Origin of the sequence: Streptococcus sp. HMSC066E07, from assembly GCF_001814695.1 — a bacterium.
GTDB lineage: Bacteria > Bacillota > Bacilli > Lactobacillales > Streptococcaceae > Streptococcus > Streptococcus hominis.
The window spans coordinates 1-18,162 of sequence record NZ_KV817411.1 but is presented as its reverse complement, the minus strand read 5'-3'; the positions used below and the strand labels follow the sequence as shown (position 1 = coordinate 18,162).

General features: G+C 32.5%; 15 protein-coding genes and 1 pseudogene. 14 read left to right on the top strand and 2 right to left on the bottom strand.

Translation table 11 applies throughout. The features are described 5' to 3' along the window. Positions 1-27 precede the first annotated feature (27 nt). Positions 28-1,281 carry a DNA cytosine methyltransferase gene (locus tag HMPREF2984_RS00280; RefSeq protein WP_000932323.1) on the top strand — a complete coding sequence of 418 codons (1,254 nt, stop codon included), beginning with the start codon at positions 28-30 and terminating at the stop codon, positions 1,279-1,281. A gap of 1 nt (position 1,282) precedes the next feature. On the opposite strand, the gene HMPREF2984_RS00275 is transcribed toward HMPREF2984_RS00280, so the two are convergent. Both HMPREF2984_RS00275 and HMPREF2984_RS00270 read right to left on the bottom strand, forming a co-directional pair. Continuing rightward, positions 1,283-2,614, bottom strand: coding sequence for a relaxase/mobilization nuclease domain-containing protein (locus tag HMPREF2984_RS00275; RefSeq protein ID WP_070669968.1), 1,332 nt, complete (start codon positions 2,612-2,614; stop codon positions 1,283-1,285). Next, a complete protein-coding gene (locus HMPREF2984_RS00270) occupies positions 2,615-2,974 on the bottom strand; it encodes a plasmid mobilization protein (protein WP_000013394.1) in 360 nt (119 codons plus the stop codon). It abuts the gene before it with no gap. Positions 2,975-3,278: 304 nt separating this feature from the next. On the opposite strand from HMPREF2984_RS00270, the gene HMPREF2984_RS00265 reads away from it, so the two are divergent. The 13 genes and pseudogenes from HMPREF2984_RS00265 to HMPREF2984_RS00210 all read left to right on the top strand — a co-directional run. Next, positions 3,279-3,851 (top strand): TetR/AcrR family transcriptional regulator, encoded by a 573-nt coding sequence (locus HMPREF2984_RS00265; protein WP_070669966.1) that lies wholly within the window; start codon positions 3,279-3,281, stop codon positions 3,849-3,851. Positions 3,852-3,954: 103 nt separating this feature from the next. Further along, complete coding sequence (locus tag HMPREF2984_RS00260; RefSeq protein ID WP_070669964.1) at positions 3,955-5,742, top strand: ABC transporter ATP-binding protein; 1,788 nt, start codon at positions 3,955-3,957, stop codon at positions 5,740-5,742. After that, positions 5,735-7,444, top strand: coding sequence for an ABC transporter ATP-binding protein (locus HMPREF2984_RS00255; RefSeq protein WP_070669962.1), 1,710 nt, complete (start codon positions 5,735-5,737; stop codon positions 7,442-7,444). The genes HMPREF2984_RS00260 and HMPREF2984_RS00255 overlap by 8 nt, the downstream gene beginning before the upstream one ends. A gap of 2 nt (positions 7,445-7,446) precedes the next feature. Continuing rightward, positions 7,447-8,964, top strand: coding sequence for an ABC transporter ATP-binding protein (locus tag HMPREF2984_RS00250; RefSeq protein WP_070669960.1), 1,518 nt, complete (start codon positions 7,447-7,449; stop codon positions 8,962-8,964). Further along, on the top strand, positions 8,954-9,658 hold the full coding sequence (locus HMPREF2984_RS00245) for an energy-coupling factor transporter transmembrane component T (RefSeq protein ID WP_070669958.1): 705 nt from the start codon (positions 8,954-8,956) through the stop codon (positions 9,656-9,658). Before HMPREF2984_RS00250 ends, HMPREF2984_RS00245 begins: the two co-directional genes overlap by 11 nt. Before the next feature lie 10 nt (positions 9,659-9,668). Further along, complete coding sequence (locus HMPREF2984_RS00240) at positions 9,669-10,253, top strand: MptD family putative ECF transporter S component (RefSeq protein WP_070669956.1); 585 nt, start codon at positions 9,669-9,671, stop codon at positions 10,251-10,253. A 249-nt stretch (positions 10,254-10,502) separates the two neighbouring features. Next, on the top strand, positions 10,503-10,919 hold the full coding sequence (locus HMPREF2984_RS00235) for a sigma factor-like helix-turn-helix DNA-binding protein (protein ID WP_070669955.1): 417 nt from the start codon (positions 10,503-10,505) through the stop codon (positions 10,917-10,919). Positions 10,920-11,369: 450 nt separating this feature from the next. After that, the gene (locus tag HMPREF2984_RS09285; protein WP_001035198.1) at positions 11,370-11,525 is read left to right on the top strand and encodes a hypothetical protein; all 156 of its coding nucleotides are present in this window, start codon (positions 11,370-11,372) and stop codon (positions 11,523-11,525) included. Between the two features lie 98 nt (positions 11,526-11,623). After that, positions 11,624-13,288, top strand: coding sequence for a recombinase family protein (locus HMPREF2984_RS00230; protein WP_070669953.1), 1,665 nt, complete (start codon positions 11,624-11,626; stop codon positions 13,286-13,288). Beyond that, positions 13,288-14,955, top strand: coding sequence for a recombinase family protein (locus HMPREF2984_RS00225; protein WP_070669951.1), 1,668 nt, complete (start codon positions 13,288-13,290; stop codon positions 14,953-14,955). The genes HMPREF2984_RS00230 and HMPREF2984_RS00225 overlap by 1 nt, the downstream gene beginning before the upstream one ends. After that, positions 14,948-16,441 (top strand): recombinase family protein, encoded by a 1,494-nt coding sequence (locus HMPREF2984_RS00220; protein ID WP_070669949.1) that lies wholly within the window; start codon positions 14,948-14,950, stop codon positions 16,439-16,441. Before HMPREF2984_RS00225 ends, HMPREF2984_RS00220 begins: the two co-directional genes overlap by 8 nt. An 83-nt stretch (positions 16,442-16,524) precedes the next feature. After that, positions 16,525-17,406 (top strand): annotated as a pseudogene (locus HMPREF2984_RS00215) (class I SAM-dependent DNA methyltransferase); the annotation flags it as partial. Further along, positions 17,406-18,162 (top strand): restriction endonuclease subunit S (locus HMPREF2984_RS00210; protein ID WP_083301121.1); only part of this gene is annotated, 757 nt, incomplete at its 3' end. The pseudogene HMPREF2984_RS00215 and the gene HMPREF2984_RS00210, both read left to right, overlap by 1 nt.

Below are 18,162 nucleotides of genomic sequence, written 5' to 3'. Positions count from 1 at the left end.
TAAAACAACTTGAAAGGAGGTGTGGTTATGCTCAATATAGTAGATGTGTTTTCGGGAGCAGGTGGATTAACCGAAGGATTTAGGTATAAAGACTATTATAATTTTATTTGTCATATAGAAATGGACAAAGATGCTTGCTCTTCTTTAGAATTAAGAAATATATATTACTATTTAAAAAAAGAAAATAACCTATCTCCATATTTTGAATATATTCAAGGTAAAATCTCGAGAGATGATTTGTACTCGATTATACCAAGAGATCTAACTAAAGATATATTGAATAAGGAAATCAGTAAAGATACTATACCTTCGATTTTTGAATTTATTGACCAAAGATTAGGCAATAATAAGTTAGATGGTATTATTGGCGGACCACCATGTCAGGCATATTCTACAATCGGTAGGGCCAATAACAAGTCGAAAAAATCTACTGATAAAAGAATTTATCTATATAAACATTATTTAGATTTTCTGGATAAATATAAACCAAAGTTCTTTGTTTTTGAAAATGTTAAAGGGTTGCTTTCTTTTAAGGATTTATCAGGAGAATTACTCTTGCCAAAAATAATTTGCGAATTTGATAAGTGCGGATATGAGGTAGATTATCAAATAGTAGATGCAAGTAATTATGGTATAGTACAAAAAAGAGAACGTTTAATACTTGTCGGACATCGAAAAGATTTAGTGTTCGATAACTCATTTTTTGACTGTTTGGCTGAATATGTTGAGGTTGCCCCAACTATAAAAGAATTGTTTGAGGACTTGCCAAGTATAAAGTCTGGAGGAAGTTCTCATAAGTATCGTTGTGATGTTTCGAGTCAGTTCGTTGAAAAATATATTCGTAAAAAAGATGGTATTTTAACACAACATACTGCGAGACCTCATAATGAAAATGATTTGAAAATATATAAATTGGTACTAAAAGCTAAGAAAAAAGGTAAGAATTTAAGATATATCGATATACCTGAAGAACTACAAACGCATTCTAATACAACATCTTTTTTAGATAGATATAAAGCTTTGGATTATGGCTCTGTTAGTCATACAGTTGTTGCTCATATTGCGAAAGATGGACATTACTATATTCATCCAGATTTAAGACAGAATCGTTCAATTACAGTAAGAGAAGCAGCTAGAATACAAGGGTTTCCAGATGATTTTTATTTTGAACATTCACGAACAGCTGCATTTAAACAGATAGGCAATGCCGTTCCACCAATTTTATCTAAAAAAATTGCAATGGCTATTATAGATTTTTTGAGAGGACAAAAAGGAGAGTGAATTACCTTTCCATCTCCTTACTCATATATTTCTCATAATTTTTTCTGATTTGATACAGTTCTTTCATATCAGATTTTGCAGAAGAATACTCTTGCATTAGGGTATTCTTTTTTTCATGCAATGAATCAAGCTCTTTCAAAATATCCTTGGAGTTTGGAAGTTTTGGGTAAGATTTTTTTAGGTCTGAAAGGGCATTTTCATATAGTGTTATTTCTGATTTATGTTCTTCAAAAAAAGCCTTATCAAATGGATCTTTCTTATATTCCAGATAGATTTGACGATACAATTTTACGGTATGAACTTGTTCCATAATATTTGATAGAGTTGAAATTTTGTTATCAACAACTTTGATTTGATCCTGTAAATCTTGTCTTTTTAATGCACTCTCTTTAATGTATTCATCAAGCTGGGAGATAGACTTAAATCCTTTTTCACGCATCAAAAGTACAGTATTGGCTGCAGTTTTCAAATTATGTTTTGTAGCCCAATACTCATAGCCTTTACTTGATTTTATCTTTTCATTATTCTCAATATCAATTATATTTCCAACACGCTTTTTCACTGTATATGTTCTTTGATTAGCATTATCTAAGATACGCTCTTTTAATCTATCCTCAGTATAATCTTCTCCAATAGTCTTAGTTCTTATAAATCTTTCTTTGTCCTTGTGCTTAAATGCAATGTTTTTTCCATATTTGATCTCATAATTAAGGGCAGCCATTCTCTTTATAAAATCATCCCAATCTTTGGATTGTTTAATAGCTCTATCTATATCAAATTGAAGTCTACTTTTCCAAGAAGTACCTTTCTTAAATTGGTCATTTTCATACCATGACTTACCATTAGTTTTATATTTCTTCCTATAAGTTTCGTAGAACTCATCAATAACAGATAGGTTGTTTTCTTTGCATAGTTTATCACTTTGATACCTAATTTGATGATAGCTTCTCTTGTTGGATTGATAGCACTTGCCTGTAACCATATTTACATTATTGAAGATGATATGGTTATGGATATGACCTTTATCTATATGGGTAGTAAGTACGAACTCGTACTGATCCTTAAGTATTCTCTTACAAAGTTCCATTCCGATTTGATGTGCTATTTCTGGAGTAGCTTCACCAGGCGTAAATGACTGAATAAGGTGTCTTGCAAGTACTGTTCCATTAACTTTATTATCTTCTCTAGTCTTCATAAAAGCAGTATGGGCAGTAGAAGCAAAGCACTTATTTGTGCTTACCAATATTTTTTCGTCTGTCTTTTCTTTATTTGTTATATAGACAATAGCAAGGTTAAGTGTTGATTTTATTGGATGTATTTTTGTGATTGCCATTTAAACCTCATCTCCTTTGTTAGTAGTTTTATTGAGTAGTAGGGAATGTATTTGCCATATTTCTTTTGATAGATGTTCAATGTGGGATTGTATATCTTTGATGTCATCGCTATAGATAACACCAGTAGAATTAACTCGTTTAGCAATTTGGTTGACGCTACTTGCATATCTAAAAAGTAATCCTTGTATATCTCTAAATGGTTCTAAATCGACAACATAAATATCTGATTCAGATACTACTTTTCTTAGAAAATGGTTCATGGTCTTACACTTTGACATCTTCATTTTCTTTTCAAAGAGTGCTTTTTCTTCTTCTGTTAAGTTTATTTTCAGCTGAACATTTCTAATTCTATTTGCCATGTCTGTTACTTCCTTTCAAAAAATTGGGGTCTTAGGGTACTCCCTAACAAGTTAAAATTGATAAAAAAAGAAGCAACTCCACGAGGGGCTGCTTCATCGATTTTTCGTAAGTGGGTACACACTTACTGTGCTTGCTACAAAAGTTACAAAAGAATGATTTGTAATACAAGCGTTAAGCAAGTTTTGAATTTATTATTAAATTATACCATAAGGACGCCATAATTTCCACATGTAACTTGACAAATATTGAATTTTGATTTATTATTAAATATATATTCAGTATTGGAATAGAAAGAGGTGTGCTATGGCACAAGTATTAAAAGAAGAAGTTAGAAATAGAATACTCGAAGCAGCAGAAAAAGTATTTTATAAAAAGGATTATAGAGGTGCCAAATTAACAGAAATTGCAAAAGAAGCAGATATTCCTGTGGCACTCATTTATACCTATTTCAAAAATAAGGAAGTTTTGTTTGATGCAGTAGTAAGTTCTGTTTATATAAACTTCGAGTCAGCTTTTAATGAGGAAGAATCTTTGGAAAAAGGTTCTGCTTCTGAAAGGTTTGATGAGGTTGGAGAAAATTATATTCATGAACTTTTAAAAGATCGTAAGAAGTTAATTATTTTAATGGATAAAAGCTCAGGTACAAAGCATACAGAAGCAAAACAAAAACTCATATCTCAAATGCAGGCTCATATTGAAGTAAGTTTAAAAAGACAATCGAAAGAGGAATATGATCCAATGCTTGCCCATATTTTAGCCAGTAACTTTACAGAGGGGCTTCTTGAAATAGCAAGGCACTATCAAAGTGAAAAGTGGGCAAAAGATATGCTAAAACTCATTGCAAGGTGTTATTACAAGGGAGTGGAATCCTTATAATTAGCACTAAAAAATAGACTTTGTGTAATCAGCAAAGTCTTACTTTAAACCTTAATATTGAATTATAATTCAATATTATTCAATTTTGAAAGGAGCGTTGTTCATGCCAGAAAAAGAATTAAGGAAAAAAGTGATTGAGAAAAATAGTTTATCCAATTCACTTCTTGCTTTAAAAATAGTATTTGATTTGATACCACAAATCTTACTTGTATATTTGATTAGTTCTTTAATCACAAACAATATTAACGAAGGTAATTTAAAGTATATATTCTTGGGAATCTTTATATCGTTTGTATTAAAAGGCGTGTTTTACTATTTTGCAACAAAGGTTGCCCATGAGAAAGCATACGAAAAATTGACAGAACTTAGGATAGATATTATCGGACATCTAAAAAAACTAAGTTTGGGATTTTTCAAAGAACATAATACAGGGGAGCTTACGAACATTGTTCAGCATGATGTGGAGCAAGTGGAAGTATACCTTGCTCATGGTCTTCCTGAAATAATGGCAGTTACGCTTCTGCCTACCATTATTTTCATAGCTATGATTTTTGTAGACTGGCGTCTTGCTCTTGGAATGATTGCCGGAGTTCCACTCATGTATTTGGTAAAAGTTCTTTCACAGAAAACAATGGATAAGAACTTTGCTATTTACTTTAACCATGAAAACAAGATGAGAGAAGAGCTAATGGAATATGTAAAAAATATCTCTGTGATTAAGGCTTTTGCTAAAGAAGAGGAGATTAGCGAAAGAACATTAAAAACGGCAAGAGAGTATATTTACTGGGTTAAAAAGAGCATGGGAGCAATTACAATTCCAATGGGACTCATTGACATATTTATGGAAATTGGAGTAGTTATTGTCATGATTTTGGGAAGTATCTTTCTTTATCAGGGGAATATTACAACGCCTAATTTTATCCTTGCAATTATTTTATCATCTGCGTTTACAGCATCGATAAGCAAGACAGCCACTCTACAACATTTTTCTATTGTATTTAAGGAGGCATTAAAGGCGATTGGAAAAGTTTTAACAGTTCCACTTCCAAACAAAAAGATAGAACAAGGTTTAGAATTTGGAAACATAGAATTTAAAGATGTGAATTTTGCATACGGAAAAGATGGATTTGAGCTTAAAAATATCAATTTGACTTTTAAGAAAAATAGTTTGAATGCCTTTGTAGGAGCAAGTGGTTGTGGGAAAAGTACTGTATCTAATTTGCTTATGGGATTTTGGGATGCTGACAGCGGACGAATAGAAATAAATGGGAAAGATATAAAGGATTACAGTCAGGAAAATATTTCAAATCTTATTGGAAGTGTGCAACAGGAGGTCATCCTTTTCGATTTAAGTATTTTTGACAATATTGCAATCGGGAAACTTAATGCGACAAAAGAAGAAGTCATAGAAGCTGCCAAAAAAGCGAGATGTCATGACTTTATTTCAGCATTGCCAAATGGATATGAAACACGAGTAGGTGAAATGGGAGTTAAGTTATCCGGTGGAGAAAAACAAAGAATCTCTATTGCAAGAATGATACTGAAAAATGCACCGATTTTAATATTAGATGAGGCAATGGCAGCTGTTGATAGTGAAAATGAAAGACTAATCGGTGAAGCGATTGATGATTTAAGTAAGGATAAAACCATCATTACAATTGCTCATCATCTAAATACGATTAGAGATTCAGACCAAATTATAGTTATGGATAAGGGTGTTGTTCTTGATGCAGGAAGCCATGAAGAGTTGATGAAAAGATGTGATTTTTATAAGGATATGGTTGATGCACAGAACAAAGTGGATAGATGGAATTTGAAAGATAATAGTCTTTCACGAGCAAGGAACGGAGTGGATTGCGAGTGTACGGAGGTGGTAACAGAAAATGTTTAGAGAAATGTTAAAACTACTTACAAAAACCGGCAAGAGAGATTTGATTATATCAAGTGTATTCTTTGCCCTTTATGGACTAAGCTCCATAGCTATGATTGTTATCGTATTTTCTATACTGTTTCAGATATTTGATGAGACGAGTTTAGATATGCTTTATAAATATTTTATTGCGATTGGATTACTTGTAGTCTTCAAAGGTATTTGTAATATGGTCGCAGATATGAAAAAGCATAGTGCAGGTTTTGATATTGTTCAGCAAATCAGAGAACGCATGATTATCAAATTAAAGAAATTTAGTTTAGGTTTTTATACAAATGAAAGATTGGGAGAAATCAATACAATTTTACACAAAGATGTTGATAATATGTCCCTTGTTGTAGGACACATGTGGTCAAGAATGTTTGGCGATTTTTTGATAGGTGCAGTCGTATTTGTTGGTCTTGCAAGTATTGATTTTAAACTTGCCATTATGATGGCTGTATCTGTTCCGATTGCACTTATTTTTCTATATCTAACAATTAAGCAATCTGAAAGAATTGAAAATCAAAACAACTCAGCACTTCTTGATATGGTTAGCTTATTTGTTGAATATGTTAGAGGAATACCTGTACTAAAGAGTTTTTCAAACAATAAGAGCTTGGATAATGAGCTTATGAATAAGACAAAAAAGTTTGGAGAAACAAGTAAAGCAGCTTCAAGATTCAAGGCAAAACAGTTATCTATATTTGGTTTTTTACTGGATATTGGATATTTAGTTCTTTTAATTGCAGGAGCAATACTTGTTATAAAGGGAAGTCTTGATGTACTTAATTTTATTATCTTTGCGGTAATTTCAAAAGAGTTTTATAAGCCGTTCGCTTCTATGGAACAACACTATATGTACTATGTTTCGGCGGTAGATAGTTACGAAAGACTTTCAAGAATTTTATATGCAGATGTAATCCCGGATAAAGTGAATGGAATTGTTCCGAAAGATAATGATATAGCTTTTGAAAATATAGATTTTTCCTATGAAAAAGATGAATTTAAAATGGAAAAATTGAGCTTTTCTATTGCTGAAAAAACAATGACAGCCTTAGTTGGAGAATCAGGTAGTGGAAAGACTACTATAACAAACTTACTTCTAAGATTTTATGATGTGCATAAAGGAAAAATTACACTCGGAGGAATTGATATAAGGGATATTCCTTATGATGAGCTTTTAGATCGTATCAGTATTGTCATGCAAAATGTTCAACTATTCGATAACACGATTGAAGAAAATATCAGAGTAGGTAAAAAAGGAGCTACAAAAGAGGAAATCATTGAAGCTGCAAAGAAGGCAAGGATACATGATTTCATTATGAGTTTACCAAAAGGTTATGAAACTGATATTGGAGAAAATGGTGGACTTCTTTCAGGTGGACAAAGACAAAGAATATCTATTGCAAGGGCTTTTCTAAAAGATGCACCGATTTTAATTCTTGATGAAATGACAAGTAATGTTGATCCTGTAAATGAATCTTTGATACAAGATGCGATTACAGAACTTGCAAAGAATAGAACTGTACTTGTAGTGGCTCACCATTTAAAAACCATTCAAAAAGCTGACCAAATTCTCGTATTTCAAAAAGGAAATTTACTTGAAAAAGGAAAGCATGGGGAACTTCTTGAGAAAGATGGTTACTACAAAAAATTATGGAAAGCTCAGTATGAGGTGTAACCATGATTTTGTTAAAAGATGTTTCTTATGAATGGGAAGATGGACGAACTGCTTTAAAAAATATCAATATTGAAATTAAAAAAGGTGAATTTGTTTTAATTTCAGGGAAAAGTGGAAGTGGTAAAAGCACTCTTGGAAGTGTAATGAATGGTCTTATTCCACATTATTACAAAGGAAAAATGCAAGGGGAAGCCTTTGCGTTCGGAAAAGATATAAGCAAATTATCGCTTCATGAAATAGGGCATATTGTAGGGACTGTATTTCAAGATCCAAGAAGTCAATTTTTTACGACAACGACAGATGAAGAAATAGCTTTTGGGCTTCAAACCATCTGCAAATCAAGAGATGAAATAAAACAGAGAGTAGAAGAAGTATATGCAGAACTGGATATTGAGGAACTGAAAGGAAAATCTGTTTTTGAATTATCAAGCGGACAGAAACAAAAGATAGCTATTGCAAGTATCTATGCGATGAATCCGAAAGTTTTAATTTTAGATGAACCTTCAGCAAATTTGGATATGAAAGCAACATTTGACCTATTTTTAATTTTGGAAAAATTAAAGAAAAAAGGAACAACAGTTGTTCTAATTGAACATCGTTTGTACTATGTAAAATCTTTATTTGACCGTTTTCTTTTGGTGAAAGATGGAGAAATTGCACTGGACTTGAGTCGGGAAGAAGTTATCCATCTTGAAGGGGAGTTTTGGGATGAGAATGGACTAAGAATTCTTGAATTAGAAGAATACAGGATAAGTGAGAAGAAAGATTCATATCAATTAAAGGATGAAAGTATCAGCGGAAAAGACTTGAAATTTTGCTATTCGAATGTAGCTAAGAATGGAAAGAAGCAAAAACAGTACATTTTAAATCATCTTGACTTTAATATGGAGTGTGGAAAAGCTATTGGTCTTATCGGCTTAAATGGTACCGGGAAAACTACCTTTGCAAGAGTGCTTTCAGGACTTGAGAAGATAAAAGAGGGGACAATATGGGCGGGAAAAGATAAGTCGCTTAATCACAAAGATTTAATGGATATGTCATATTTTGTCTTTCAAGATTCAGACTATCAGTTGTTTTCGGAAAGTGTACTTGATGAAATGCTACTTGGTATTTCAAGTAAAAATAAAAAAGAAAATACTCAAAAGGCAAAGTTTATTTTGAATGTACTTGGCTTAGATAAATATATAGACAAGCATCCGTTTGCTTTATCAAGAGGAGAAAAACAAAGACTGACAATAGCTTGTGGAATGATGAAACAGGCAAAAGTTTTCATCTATGATGAACCAACATCAGGTTGTGATAAAGACTCAATGCTTTCAGTCGCAAAACTGATTGAAGAACAATTAAAAAAAGGGATAACAGTTTTGGTAATAAGTCATGATTTTGAGTTTTTAGCAAACACAGTGAGTAAGCTCTGGGTAATGGGAGATGGAAAAATAGAAAGTGTTTTGAATATGAGTGAAAGTAATAAATTTCTCATATTGGACAAGATGAGAGGAGGTAGAGAACTTGATGGATAGAAAAACAGTCGATCCGAGAATAAAGCTTACTCTACTTCCAATTGTTGGATTTACGAGCTTTTTTATAAGCGATACAATTCTACTTTTCGGACTGATTGTCTTTGCCTTTTTTCTGTATGTATACAGCAGTATGTGGAAAAGAGCATTACGCTTTATTTTGTTTTTTGTGCTTTTATACTGCATAGAGTTATGGCTTGGAAAGTTTTGTGAAGCAAGTATCGTATTTGCAATATATATGTTTATTTACTTTGCATCAAGAATGACCTTAATTGCTATGTTTGGTGGATATATAACAAAGACTACAAGTGTAAGTGAAATGCTTGAAGCATTAAATAGAATGAAAGTACCAAGAAGCATTGGTATACCTTTTAGTGTTTTGCTTAGGTTTGTACCAACTATAAAAATAGAACTCAAGGCATTAAAAGAGAATATGAAGATTCGAGGAATCGTAACAAGTAGATTTTTCCCATTGCTACATCCAATTAAATATATTGAATATACGCTTGTTCCGCTTTTAATGAGAATGATTAAGATTTCAGATGAACTGTCAGCTTCAGCACTTATTAGAGGACTTGATAGTGATGAGAACAGGGTTACATTAACAAAATTGAGGTTTAGAACAACGGATTTGTTGATTGGACTATTAGGAGCTTTGATGATTGCTCTTGTGATAGTAATACAGAAAATTTATTAGGAGGACTTTTATGAAAAACAAATTAAATGGTCGTGATTTTATTACAATTGGAATCTTTAATGCAATTGGAATTGTCATATACATGGCGGTTGCATTTGCTATGGCAACAACAGTGATTGGAGGATTTATTGCTTCAGGAGTTAGCTTTATGGTAGCTGCTACCGTTTATATCCTTATGGCTTTGAAAGTTAAAAAGAAGGGCGTATTTACAATATCAGGAACGCTTCTTGGTTTAATTGCATTGTCAGGAGGACATTTGCCTCATGCAGTCTTTGCTGTAATCGGTGGAATTATATGTGATTTGATTATAGGAAATTATGAGAGCAAGGGACGAATGATTATTGGATATGGGACATTTGCATTAGCAGATTTTTTAGGGACAGTAATTCCTGTGATTTTATTCGGAACAGCTTCTTTTGTGGAAAGAGCATCAAAATGGAAAATGAGCGAAGCACAAATAAATGAAGCATTATCTTATTTCAAAGTTTCGTGGGCAGTAGGATTTGGCTTGATAACTTTTGTTCTTGCTTGCATAGGAGCATTTGTTGCAACAAGGATACTTAAAAAACATTTTGAAAAAGCAGGAGTGATTTAATCAATCTTTGTTTGTGAGGGAAAAATGGATTAAATAATGGAGGTAATTGCTATGTATTATTTAGGGTCTGTTATTCATATAGAAAAAAACAATAGACCTTTTTGATACTGGTAATTATCATAAAAAATCAAATTTAAAATATAGAGAAAGAGCAAGTTTCTTTCATTTCAGAGGACTTATTATGCCTATGTGCAGAAGTCCTCCTTTTTTGTCTAAAAACACAGACAAAAAAGAAATGGAGGAAATAAAATGTCAAAAGAATATTACCTTTATGTCAACGGACAAAGGGTTAAAGTCAGCGAGCAGATATATAAAGTCTACTGGCGAGAAAGAGAACACGAGAAGTATTTAGAGCAGGTGGACAAGAAAAACCACTTGCTCTTTTTTTCATCATTGGATCATGACGGACATTTTGTAGATAATATTGTTGATGAAAGTGTTGATGTAGAAAAGATTGTTGAAACACAGATGATGATTGAAGCAGTCAGAAATGCTATATCAAGGCTCAATGCAGAAGAAAGAGATGTTATTGAACGCTTGTATTTCAATGATGAAACTCTATCAAGTGTTGCAACTGAAAAGAAAGTGAGCTATCAAGCCATACAGTGGAGAAAAAACAATATATTGAAGAAGTTAAAGAAACTTTTGGAAGAATTATTGGATTAAGTACCTTGTAGCAGGGGGCAGATTTTCCTTTATAAAGTGAAGGGAGATCTGTCCTCTTTAATTTTTTAGAAGATAGGAAATAAAATTCAAGATATTTAAAAGGAATTCTCTCTTACAGCCATTAGGCAATCGTTCTTTGACAACTGAATAGACCAAGGTGGGACGTTATCCATTTGTGGAGAATTATGACCTACGCCAAGACTTTTCTGCTAAGAAATTTGGTTTAAATGAATACTGGTAAGTGCCAAGGATAAAAGAAAAAGAGCGATAAATAGGAATACATAAAGGATAGATGTGGCAATCTATCTCTGTGATACAAATGGTGATAATGATACTTCAATAGTTTAAGCCGGCTCGTCTTAATAAGGGGCGGTGGTGAGATTCCAATGTAGCAGCCAATGCACCTACCAATGTCATAAAACTTATTATAAAAATAGTGAGGTTAAGACTATGAATAAGAAAAAAGAAGTTAAGAAAGATAAGGATAAGAAGCAAATAGCCGATGATTATTCTAAGAAAATAACCTACTCTACAAGCGAAAGTGAAAAGCTTGATTTACTTGATATTGTTGAGATGTATCTATGTAAATCCTGTGTCAGAATTTGAGGGGCTGACAAAGAGAAATAGGGTGCGGTAAAATATAGGTGGTAGAAGTAATCTTCCGAAATGACTATTTGCCAAAATATCATTTTAGGAGGATTGTTATGAGAAATACTGCGTGTATGTATCTTCGTCTTTCAAGAGAAGATGGGGACAGTAATGAAAGTAACTCTATTTCAAATCAAAGACAAATAATCAAATCTTACGCTAAAGAAAAGAACATAGATCTATCTTATGAATATGTAGATGATGGATATAGTGGTTCTAATTTTGAGCGTCCAGATTTTAAGAATATGATTGATGATCTGAATAAAGGAAAGTTTTCTATCATTATGGTAAAAGACTTATCTCGTTTTGGCAGAGATTATATTGAGTCTGGGAAGTATCTGCAAAAGATATTTCCTGAAAAAGGTATTCGCTTCATATCTGTAAATGATAACTATGATAGTGATAATGCAGATGTTAGTGATACACATTTAATACTTCCAATTAGAAATTTTATCAATGACAGTTATTGTCGAGATATTTCTATGAAAGTGAAATCATCAAAAGAGGTGAAAAGGAAGAATGGCGAGTTTATTGGATCATTTGCTCCTTTTGGATATAAGAAAGATGATAAGAACAAACATCAGCTTGTAGTTGATGCAGAAGTAGCTCATATCATTGAGCGAATATTTAATATGAAAATAGAGGGTTATTCCTCAAAGGCTATTGCCGACTTTCTAAACAGTATTGGAACAGTTACACCAAAAAAGCACAAAGAAAATAATGGTGATAACTTCAATACTGGTTTTGTTGTGAAAAAAGCAAAGTGGGATGCTAAGATGGTAAACCGTATTATTTCAAATAAGGTTTATATTGGTGTCCTGGAACAAGGAAAAACCACAAAGTTAAATTATAAATCAAAGCATGAAGTCGATGTTTCCAAAGAAGACTGGATAGCAATAGAAAATGCTCATGAAAGCATAGTATCAAAATCCATCTTTTCACTTGCAAACAAAATGCTACTTCGTGATGTGAAACAGTCTAAAGATAAGCCATATATATTATCAGGTATGCTTTATTGCAAAGATTGTGGAAGTCCTATGATCAGGCGAAAAGTAAGAGATAAGATTTTCTACATTTGCTCTGAATATAATAATGCTGGAGAGTGTTCAAGGCATAGCATAAAAGAAGATTATGTTACCCACGCAACTATTCATGCACTAAATGAATATTTATCTAAGTACAATGAGCTACTTAAAAAAGTTAGCGAAATAGATGTTTCAAAGTTTACATTAAAGGTTGATTTTGAGTCATTAAATGTAGAAAAAAGAAAGTATGAAAGACTTAGACAATCTCTTTACATGGATTTAGAAGAAGAACTTATTACGACTGAGGAATTTGAACGATTTAGAAAAAATTATCTTATCAAGATTAGAGAAATTGAGAAACAAATTATTACAAAGCAAAATATCGTAGATGAACTGAAAATGAAGATAATCGATAAGGGCAGTTTCGTTTCTGAGATAGTTCCTAATCCTGAAAATGGTGAACTGAATCGATTGTCTTTAGTGTCTTTTATAGATCGTATTGAGATTGGAGAGGATAATGCAATTAACTTTGTCTTCAACAATATTGAAACAGTGAATCTGCTTCAAGCGATTGTAGATAGTGATAAGGTCGAAGCTAAGGATACACATAAGGCAAGACTATTATCAATGGGCAAGTTATTTGGTGAGCATTTAGAAAGAGTTGAACCTAAGCTTGCAGTTGGAGGTGTTTGTTAATGGCAAGGACTTCCAAAAGATATATAAGAAAAAACGAAGAACAAGCACAAAAAGTATTCTATAAAGCCGGAGTATATACAAGATTATCCAGTGAAAGAAAAGAAGAATGGCGTGAGAAATCATCGTCTATCGAAACACAGGTGCTTTGTTGTAAAGAGTATGCTTTAAAGGAAAATATCAAAGTCGTAAATATTTACACAGACTATGAATATAGTGGGACAAATTTTGAAAGACCACAGTTTCAAGAGATGATGCAAGATATTCGTGAAAGAAGAATTAATTGTATTATCATAAGGGACTTATCAAGACTTGGAAGAGAATATCTTGAGATGGGAAGACTCATAGACAAGGTATTTCCGTTCTTGGGAGTGAGGTTTATTTCTGTTAATGATAAGGTTGATACCGTTAAGGATTTAGATTCTAAGAAATCATTTGAAGTAACTCTTAAGAATATCATCAACGATATGTATGCTAAAGATATTTCGGTAAAGATAAAGACAAGTAAGCATAATAGGGCAAGAAATGGATACTTTATTGGTTCTGTTCCACCTTATGGATATAAGGTAGTGAAATTAAAAGAGGGACAAAAGTTAGAAGTTGATGAGAATGTTAGGTTCATTGTTGAAGAAATGTTCCGATTGACACTTGAGGGGAAAAGCCAATATGAGGTTGCAAAGCACTTTAATACAAAGGGCTATGCGACAGGAATGGTCTACTACAAAACAGGTAGAATTTATAGACAGGATGGTGATCCGCAGTGGAATAAAAGTACTATTTCCAAAATGCTTACGAATAAAGCTTATACAGGAACTTTAGTACAAGGTGTTAAGCAACAGAATCTTGCAAAGGGAATGAAGCAACAATTTGTAGATGAAAGTCAGCATATTATTTATGAAAATGCTCATGAACCTATTATTTCAAAAGAAGACTTTGAAATGATACAAGATGTAAGAAAAGAACGCTTAAAAAATCATGCTTTTGGAGCAGAACAACATAACTTTAAACGAGATTATGAAAATAGATATAAAGGCTTAGTCTTTAATAATGCAACAGGCAAAGAACTTTATCGAAGAACAAGAATTTATGGTATTAACCATGATAGGCTTTATTACTCATTTCAAAATGATACTTGTACAGGAAAGATAGATAACGAGGTTAGAGTCTTTATTATGGAAAGAGACTTAGATAAAGCAATGTCAGAAAAGGTAGCAGAATTTATTACTAAGGCTACAAGCAAGACAAAGCTAATAGAAAGAGTTTCCATAAAGTTTGACGAAAATATTGATGAATTAAACAAGGATATTTTCAAATTGAAAGCCAAGATTGAAAAAGAGGAGATTCTCATTCAAAAAGCCTATGAAGACTATAGCTTAGGCAAACTTGATAGAGAAACATATAGTCTGAAAAGGGAGATTGCTTTAAGTCATATTGCAACAATCAATAGCGAAGTTATCTCTACAGAGGGAAATGTAAAAGACCTTGAAAAAGAAAAAAAGAAATCAGTTAAATGGATTAAAGATGTATTTTCAGTAAAAAAAGTTGAAAAGCTACCAACTGACTTAATTCATAGCTTAGTAGAAAAGATAATTGTTTATGGCAATCATAACTTTGAAATCATCTTTAAATTTAATATGGATAGTTTGATGGAAGGTGTAAAGTATGAGTAAGATTGCCCTTTATATCAGATTATCTGTAGAAGACCAGATGAAAAAAGATGAAAGCGAAAGTATCATCAACCAAAGGTATTTCCTAAATGATTTTATTGATAGAAATGACGAATTTAAAAGTTTCAAAAGAGAAGAATATGTTGACGATGGATATACAGGGACAAATGAGAAAAGACCATCTTTTCAAAGAATGCTTGAAGAAGTTAAGAATGGTAAAATCAATGCCATAATTGTAAAAGACTTGTCGAGGTTTATGAGAGATTATATTACCCTTGGTGATTATCTGGAGAATATATTTCCGTTTCTTGGTATTAGATTTATTGCTATTAATGATGGCTATGACAGTGCTAAGGAAAAAGGAAATGGGACAGATCTTGATATTCAGTTTAAAGGGTTGTTATATGACTTCTATACAAAGGATATTTCGCAGAAAGTAAAGACCGTTACAACGGAACTAAAGAAGCAAGGAAAGTTTCTTGCTTGGAGTCCACCATTTGGTTATATGAAAGATCCGGATAATAAGCACAACATTATTATTGATGAAAAGACAGCTTGGATTGTGAGGAAGGTATATGATTTAGCACTTACAGGACTTGCATCGAGAAAGATTGCAGCAGTTATGAATGAAGAGAATATACCAACACCAAACGAGCGTAAAAAAGAACTTACCAATATGGATTATGAATATAACATAGTATCATCAGATACAAGAGATGCACCAACATGGACAAATGGTACAGTGGTAGATATTTTATCCAATGAAAATTACACAGGCACTTATGTCTTCAATATGCAAGAAAAATCGGTATTAAATCCCAGTAGTTTTAAATTTAATCCTAAAGAAGAATGGGGTAGAGTTTATGACCACCACGAAGCTATCATTTCAAGAGAAGAATTTGATAAGGTTCAAGAAATTAAAGAAAAAAATAGCTTTCTAAAAGGGAAAAATACTGACTATCCATGGAGAAAGCATTCTCCATTACAAGGATTTGCAAGATGTCCTACTTGTAACCATATTCTGGGACTTACTCAATCAAAATTTAAGCGACCAGATGGAAGTATGAGAATACATAAGTATTTTCATTGTAGGATCTGCAAGTGCAATAATGTAGAACATAAAAATTCAAGAGTAGATAAGTTAGAGAAGCAGGTGCTTACACTTATTAAAGAGAAATATGGCGAAGCAGAAGTAAAGCCCAAAGAAAAAATAAGCATTAAAAATATAGAGAAAAAGATAGAAAAGCTTCAGGTGAAGAAGATGGCTGATTTTGAAAAATATAAGCTTGGGAAAATGACGAAAGCTAAGTTTGTAGAAAGTAAAAACCAGATAGATAATGAATTTGATAGGCTTGATGAAAAGATAAAACTATCTTCTAATGAAACAGAAGTTGTAACAGATAATGAACTTACACGAGAACTTATGGAAAAGTATGTTGAGTCGGTTATCTGTGAAGGTAGTATAGTTCAAAAAATCATATGGAAATAAACGCAAGAGGGAGTGAGAAATCACTCTCTTTTTGCTGTCTAAAAATAGACAATATATTTTGTGTCAGTCGCTTGACACGAGAGGGAACAGGGGGATTCTTAACTTCGACTCTGAATCGTTTAAGTAGTCAACGTAAAACTAGTGAAGACACTAAGAAATATAACACAGCTGTTTTTGGTATTGAAAAGAAAGCATTTCCCCACCTTTTAGCAGTTACAAATCTGTTTCTTCACGAAATTGATGACCCTAAAATTGTTCATGGCAATACTTTGGAGAAAAATGTTCGCGAATACACAGATGACGAAAAATTTGACATTATCATGATGAATCCACCTTTTGGAGGTTCTGAATTAGAAACAATAAAAAATAATTTTCCAGCAGAATTACGGAGTTCTGAAACAGCTGACTTATTCATGGCTGTTATTATGTATCGTTTGAAAGAAAATGGTCGTGTTGGGGTTATTTTACCTGATGGTTTTTTATTTGGCGAAGGCGTAAAAACTCGCTTGAAACAAAAACTGGTAGATGAGTTCAACTTACATACGATTATTAGGTTGCCTCATAGTGTATTTGCGCCGTATACAGGAATTAATACGAACATTCTTTTCTTTGATAAAACAAAGAAAACAGAAGAAACTTGGTTTTATCGTTTAGATATGCCAGATGGTTATAAAAATTTCTCGAAAACCAAGCCGATGAAGTCAGAACATTTTAATCCTGTTCGTGACTGGTGGAAAAATCGTGAAGAAATTTTGGAAGGTAAGTTCTATAAATCTAAATCATTTACACCTAGCGAATTGGAAGAGCTAAATTATAATTTAGACCAGTGTGGTTTTCCAAAAGAAGAAGAGGAAATTTTAGATCCCTTTGAGTTGATTCAGAATTATCAAGTGGAAAGAGCAACTTTAAATCATAAGATTGATACTGTATTAGCTGATATTTTGCAGTTGTTGGAGGACAAATAATGACACCAGAACAACTTAAGGCAAGTATCCTCCAAAGAGCGATGGAAGGGAAATTAGTACCACAAAATCCTGATGGCGAACCAGCAAGCGAATTGCTAAAGAGAATTAAAGCTGAGAAAGAAAAACTTATCAGTGAAGGCAAAATCAAGCGAGATAAAAAGGAAACCGAGATATTTCGTGGTGATGATGGGAAACCTTATGAGAAGTTTGCCGATGGAAGTATAAAAGAGTTTAAACATAATATACCTAAAGGATGGACTATAGTTTATTTACCAGATATCTGTGCATTAGAGGATGGCTCAATAAAAAGAGGTCCTTTTGGTAGCTCTATAACAAAGTCAATGTTTGTTCCGAAAGGAGAAAATACATATAAGGTTTATGAACAAGGCAATGCTATAAGAAAAACTATAGATTATGGAGATTATTGGTTAAAAGAGAGTGACTATCTACGTTTAAAAAATTTTTCAATAAAAGCAGGAGATATTTTGATATCTTGTGCAGGTACTATCGGAGAAATCTTTCAAATACCTTCAAATTACTATGATGGAGTTATAAATCAAGCATTATTAAAACTTACGTTAAATCCAGACATAATAGATTCACAATATTTTAAATGGATGTTTATGAGTTTGATTAATACAGTAAAAAGGCATTCTATAGGCTCAGCGATAAAAAATTTAGCTTCAATAAAATTTTTAAAATATGAAGTTCCTATGTTATTACCCCCACTTACCGAACAACAACGCATAGTAGAAG

Coding starts and splice junctions, on each gene's coding strand:
- HMPREF2984_RS00230 (WP_070669953.1), top strand. CDS start 11,624: ATGAGAAATACTGCGTGTATGTATCTTCGTCTTTCAAGAGAAGATGGG.
- HMPREF2984_RS00225 (WP_070669951.1), top strand. CDS start 13,288: ATGGCAAGGACTTCCAAAAGATATATAAGAAAAAACGAAGAACAAGCA.
- HMPREF2984_RS00240 (WP_070669956.1), top strand. CDS start 9,669: ATGAAAAACAAATTAAATGGTCGTGATTTTATTACAATTGGAATCTTT.
- HMPREF2984_RS00275 (WP_070669968.1), bottom strand. CDS start 2,614: ATGGCAATCACAAAAATACATCCAATAAAATCAACACTTAACCTTGCT.
- HMPREF2984_RS00280 (WP_000932323.1), top strand. CDS start 28: ATGCTCAATATAGTAGATGTGTTTTCGGGAGCAGGTGGATTAACCGAA.
- HMPREF2984_RS00220 (WP_070669949.1), top strand. CDS start 14,948: ATGAGTAAGATTGCCCTTTATATCAGATTATCTGTAGAAGACCAGATG.
- HMPREF2984_RS00265 (WP_070669966.1), top strand. CDS start 3,279: ATGGCACAAGTATTAAAAGAAGAAGTTAGAAATAGAATACTCGAAGCA.
- HMPREF2984_RS00235 (WP_070669955.1), top strand. CDS start 10,503: ATGTCAAAAGAATATTACCTTTATGTCAACGGACAAAGGGTTAAAGTC.
- HMPREF2984_RS00260 (WP_070669964.1), top strand. CDS start 3,955: ATGCCAGAAAAAGAATTAAGGAAAAAAGTGATTGAGAAAAATAGTTTA.
- HMPREF2984_RS00250 (WP_070669960.1), top strand. CDS start 7,447: ATGATTTTGTTAAAAGATGTTTCTTATGAATGGGAAGATGGACGAACT.
- HMPREF2984_RS00270 (WP_000013394.1), bottom strand. CDS start 2,974: ATGGCAAATAGAATTAGAAATGTTCAGCTGAAAATAAACTTAACAGAA.
- HMPREF2984_RS00255 (WP_070669962.1), top strand. CDS start 5,735: ATGTTTAGAGAAATGTTAAAACTACTTACAAAAACCGGCAAGAGAGAT.
- HMPREF2984_RS09285 (WP_001035198.1), top strand. CDS start 11,370: ATGAATAAGAAAAAAGAAGTTAAGAAAGATAAGGATAAGAAGCAAATA.